At 73.9% G+C, this 4,377-nt stretch carries 3 protein-coding genes; all 3 read left to right on the forward strand.

Features of this window, described 5'->3' with window-relative positions; genetic code table 11:
- Window positions 1-1,374: hydroxysqualene dehydroxylase HpnE (hpnE, locus tag FNH05_RS33355; protein ID WP_425458515.1), on the forward strand; the 1,374-nt coding region annotated here is incomplete at its 5' end.
- The gene (locus FNH05_RS33360; protein WP_144592839.1) at window positions 1,371-2,381 is read left to right on the forward strand and encodes a polyprenyl synthetase family protein; all 1,011 of its coding nucleotides are present in this window, start codon (window positions 1,371-1,373) and stop codon (window positions 2,379-2,381) included. The genes hpnE and FNH05_RS33360, both read left to right, overlap by 4 nt.
- Window positions 2,381-4,288 carry a squalene--hopene cyclase gene (shc, locus tag FNH05_RS33365; RefSeq protein ID WP_144592840.1) on the forward strand — a complete coding sequence of 636 codons (1,908 nt, stop codon included), beginning with the start codon at window positions 2,381-2,383 and terminating at the stop codon, window positions 4,286-4,288. The genes FNH05_RS33360 and shc overlap by 1 nt, the downstream gene beginning before the upstream one ends.
- Window positions 4,289-4,377 lie beyond the last annotated feature (89 nt).

Below are 4,377 nucleotides of genomic sequence, written 5' to 3' on the forward strand. Positions count from 1 at the left end.
GTCGGGGCGGGCGGCGTGAGCACCCGGGTGGCGGTGATCGGCGGCGGGCTCGCGGGCATCACCGCGGCACTGGGCTGCGCCGACGCCGGTCTGGACGTGACGCTGCTCGAATCCCGCGGCCACCTCGGCGGGCTGACGCATTCCTTCCGCCGCGACGGGCTGGCGGTGGACAACGGCCAGCACGTGTTCCTGCGGTGCTGCACGTCCTACCGCCGCCTGCTCGACCGGCTGGGCGTGACCGGCAAGGTGTACCTGCAGCCGAGGCTGGCGATCCAGGTTCGCTCGCCCCGGTTGCCCGCACCCGTGTGGCTGCGCCGCAACGGCCTTCCCGCGCCCTGGCACCTGGCGGACTCCGTGCTGAAGTACCGGCCGCTGCCGCTTCTGGACCGGATGCGCTTCGCCGGTGCGGCACTGGCCCTGCGGAGGGTCGATCCGGCGTCGGCGGCTTCGGACCGGCGGTCCTTCGGCGGCTGGCTGTCCGAGCACGGGCAGAGCGAGCAGGCCGTGCGGAAGCTGTGGGACCTGGTCGGCATCGCCACGCTGAACGCGCCCGCCACCGGCGCCTCGCTCGGGCTGGCCGCGACGGTGTTCCAGCTCGGCCTGCTGACCGAGGCCGACGCGGCCGACATCGGCTGGTCGACGGTGCCGCTGCGGGAACTGCACGGCGACCCCGCGGCGGAGCGGCTGGCCGAGGCCGGTGCCAGGGTGCTGACCGGCGCGAAGGTCACCGGGCTGGCGCCCGGCGGCGATGCCTGGCGGATCGCGGCCTCCACCGGCGTGCTGGAGGCCGACCGGGTGGTGCTGGCGGTGCCCCCGCCGGTGGCCGCGCGGCTGCTGCCGCCCGGCAGCGTGACCTTGCCCCCGGGCTGGCACGACGCTCTGGGCAGCTCGCCGATCGTCAACGCGCACGTCGTGTTCGACCGGCGGGTGCTGGACGAACCGTTCTTCGCCGCGGTCGACTCCCCGGTGCAGTGGGTGTTCGACCGGACCGCACCCTCCGGTGTGGACGGTGGGCAGTACCTGGCCGTCTCGTTGTCGGCGGCCGACGAGTTCATCGACCTCCCGGTGGCCGAGATCCGCCGCCGGATGGTCCCCGCCCTGCGGCGGCTCCTGCCGTCGTCGGCCCGTGCGTCCGTCCGCGACTTCTTCGTCACCAGGGAGCGGCACGCCACGTTCCGGCCGGCGCCGGGATGCGCGGCGCTGCGCCCGGCGGCCGTCACCGCGGCCGAGGGCGTCGTGCTCGCCGGAGCGTGGACCGCCACCGGCTGGCCCGCGACCATGGAAGGCGCCGCGCGCAGCGGGGAAGCGGCCACCCAAGCCCTACTCGGCAGCATCCCGGGGGTGCCGGGCAGATCGGAAGGGATACCCGCATGACCGCTGTTCTCGATGCTCTCCACCAGGGCAGGCAGGCGATCATGCCCGCGATGCGGGCGGCCCTGGACCGGCTGGATCCGACCAGCCGGTCGATCGCCTACTACCACCTCGGCTGGACCGACCTGGACGGCAAGCCCACCGCGGGCGGGGGCAAGGCGGTGCGCCCGGCGCTCGCGCTGCTGTCCGCCCAGGCGGCCGGGGCCTGCCCGGAGACCGGCCTGCCCGGCGCGGTCGCCGTCGAACTGGTGCACAACTTCTCGCTGCTGCACGACGATCTGATGGACGGCGACACCGAACGGCGGCACCGGCCGACGGTGTGGGCGGTGCGCGGCGCGGCCAGCGCGATCCTGACCGGCGACGCGATGCTGTCCCTGGCGCAGGAGGTGCTGCTCGACGGGGACGGACCGGGCGCGGTGGCCGCCGCGCGGCTGCTCGCCGAGGCCACCAACGAACTGATCCGCGGGCAGGTGCTCGACGTCGCGTTCGAACAGCGCAACGACGTCACGCTCGACGAATGCCTGGACATGGCCGCGGGCAAGACCGGGGCGCTGCTGTCGGCGAGCACGGCGATCGGTGCCGTGCTGGCGTGCGCACCACAGGAGACCGTCGGCGCCCTCGCCGGGTTCGGGGCCGATCTCGGGCTGGCCTTCCAGCTCGTCGACGACGTGCTCGGCATCTGGGGCGAGCCCGAGGTCACCGGCAAGCCGGTCCACTCGGACCTGCGTGCGCGCAAGAAGAGCCTGCCGGTCACCTACGCGATCACCCACGGCGGGGCGCTCGGCCGGGAACTGGCGGAGTGGCTCGCCCGTCCCGGCACCCCGGGCGAGGATTCCGTGCGGCGCGCCGCGGAGCTGGTCGAGGGCGCGGGGGGCCGGAAGTGGGCTCTCGACGAGGCCTACCGGCGGATGGCCGCCGGGCAACGCAAGCTCGAAGACGCCGCCATAGCGGACCGCGCCCGCGAGGAACTGCTGTCGCTGGCCCGGTTCATCGTCACCAGGGAGGCTTGATGACGTCCACGACCGAGCCCGTCCACCGTCCCGAACCGCTCGCGGCCGAGGCCGGCGCCGCCCTCGGCCGGGCGGTGGCGCACCTGAAGGCCGCGCAGGAACCCGGCGCCTGGTGGAAGGGCGAGCTGGAAACCAACGTCACCATGGACGCCGAGGACCTGCTGCTGCGGGAGTTCCTCGGCATCCGCACCGCACAGGAGACCGAGGAGGCCGCGCGGTGGATCCGCTCGCAGCAGCGGCCCGACGGCACCTGGGCCAATTTCTACGGCGGCCCCGGCGACGTGTCCACCACCGTCGAGGCCTGGGTGGCGCTGCGGCTGGCCGGGGATGCGCCGGAGGAGCCGCACATGGCGGCGGCGGCGAAGTTCGTGCTGGCGCAGGGCGGGGTCGAACGCAGCCGGGTGTTCACCCGCATCTGGCTGGCGCTGTTCGGCCTGTGGTCGTGGGACGAACTGCCGAACATGCCACCCGAGCTGATCTTCCTGCCCTCGTGGTTCCCGCTCAACGTCTACGACTGGGCCTGCTGGGCGCGCCAGACCGTGGTGCCGCTGACCGTGGTCGCCACGCTCCGGCCGGTGCGGCCGCTGCCGTTCGGCATCGACGAGTTGCGGACCGGGCGGCGGCTCCGCGCGAAGGCCAGGCCGTGGACCTGGCCGGGGGCCTTCCACTACCTCGACAAGGCCCTGCACACCTACGCGAAGCTGCCGGTGAAACCCCTGCGGGGCCTGGCGATGCGTCAGGCGGCGGAGTGGATCCTGGCCCGCCAGGAGGCCGACGGCTCGTGGGGAGGAATCCAGCCGCCGTGGGTGTATTCGCTGCTGGCGCTGCACCTGCTGGGCTATCCCTTCGAGCATCCGGCGATGCGGGCCGGGTTGACGGGCCTGGACGGTTTCGTCATCCGTGAGCACACCGGGCAGGGCTGGGTGCGCAGGCTGGAGGCCTGCCAGTCACCGGTGTGGGACACCGGCCTGGCGCTCACCGCGCTGGCCGACGCCGGGGTCCCCGCGGACGATCCGGCCGTGCTCAAGGCGGCGGACTGGCTGCTGGGCGAGGAGATCCGGCAGCGAGGGGACTGGTCGGTCCGGCGCCCGGCCACCCCGCCGGGCGGGTGGGCCTTCGAGTTCGCCAACGACATCTACCCCGACACCGACGACACCGCCGAAGTGGTGCTCGCCCTGCGGCGCACCGCGCACCCGGACCAGCCGCGGCTGAAGGACGCGATCGAGCGCGCGATCACCTGGCTGCTGGGCATGCAGTCCGCCGACGGCGGCTGGGGAGCCTTCGACGCCGACAACACGCGGACGGTCACCACGCAACTGCCGTTCTGCGATTTCGGCGCGGTGATCGACCCGCCTTCGGCCGACGTCACCGCGCACGTGGTGGAGATGCTCGCCGCGGAAGGGCTGGCGGGCACCACCGAATGCCGCAGGGGAGTGGCGTGGCTGTTCGGCGCGCAGGAGGAGGACGGCTCGTGGTTCGGCCGGTGGGGCGCCAACCACGTCTACGGCACCGGGGCCGTGGTCCCCGCACTGGTGGCGGCGGGGGTGCCGGCGGGTGTTCCGGCGATCCGCCGCGCCGTGGCCTGGCTGGCCGCCCACCAGAATCCCGACGGCGGCTGGGGCGAGGACCTGCGGTCCTATCGCGATCGGTCCTGGATCGGCAAGGGCACCTCGACCGCGTCCCAGACCGCGTGGGCCCTGCTGGCCCTGCTCGCCGCCGGTGAACGCGAATCGTCCACTGTGGAGCGCGGGGTGCGATGGCTGCTGGAGACCCAGCGGCCCGAGGGCGGCTGGGACGAGCCGCAGTTCACCGGGACCGGCTTCCCCGGCGACTTCTACATCAACTACCACCTCTACCGCCTGGTCTTCCCGATCTCCGCGCTGGGCCGGTACGTGGGGGCGCGATGACCGGTGTGGTGTGTGCGCCGATGTACCTGGAGGCCGCCGCGGTGCGGGTTCCCGGGCTGCGGGTGCTGCACACGGGAATGGGACCGCGC

Origin of the sequence: Amycolatopsis rhizosphaerae (assembly GCF_007713715.1) — a bacterium.
Classification (GTDB): Bacteria; Actinomycetota; Actinomycetes; order Mycobacteriales; family Pseudonocardiaceae; genus Amycolatopsis_E; species Amycolatopsis_E rhizosphaerae.

What these genes read in the sequence shown, in the direction of transcription:
- FNH05_RS33360 (WP_144592839.1), top strand. Translation starts at nt 1,371, where the DNA reads ATGACCGCTGTTCTCGATGCTCTCCACCAGGGCAGGCAGGCGATCATG.
- shc (WP_144592840.1), top strand. Translation starts at nt 2,381, where the DNA reads ATGACGTCCACGACCGAGCCCGTCCACCGTCCCGAACCGCTCGCGGCC.